The 255-nt window shown below is 70.2% G+C and carries 1 protein-coding gene; it reads left to right on the top strand.

Annotated features, from left to right (window positions below):
- Positions 1 to 59: 59 nt before the first annotated feature.
- Positions 60 to 255, top strand: a 196-nt coding sequence (locus HZU84_RS20190) for a DUF6444 domain-containing protein (protein ID WP_257644661.1), incomplete at its 3' end; no start/stop codon positions are given.

Below are 255 nucleotides of genomic sequence, written 5' to 3'. Positions count from 1 at the left end.
CGTCAACCCGCTGAAGCCCGCGTAGACAGCACGGGTGCGAGGCGGGAGAGTCAAGCCCGATGAACCCGCCCCCATCGCCCACACCCGAAGACCCGCCCGCCAAGCCGCAGACGCTGGCGCAGTGCCACGAAGTGATCGACACGCTGGGCCAGCAGCTGGCGCAGCTGCGCGAGCAGGTGGCGTGGCTGCAGGAGCGGGTGAAGCTGGACTCGCGCAACTCGTCGAAGCCGCCGTCGTCGGATGTGGCGGGCACGA

The organism is Sphaerotilus sulfidivorans (assembly GCF_013426975.1).
GTDB lineage: Bacteria > Pseudomonadota > Gammaproteobacteria > Burkholderiales > Burkholderiaceae_C > Sphaerotilus > Sphaerotilus sulfidivorans.
Note: the sequence above shows the minus strand (reverse complement) of the source record. Positions and strands in the feature narration are given on the sequence as shown.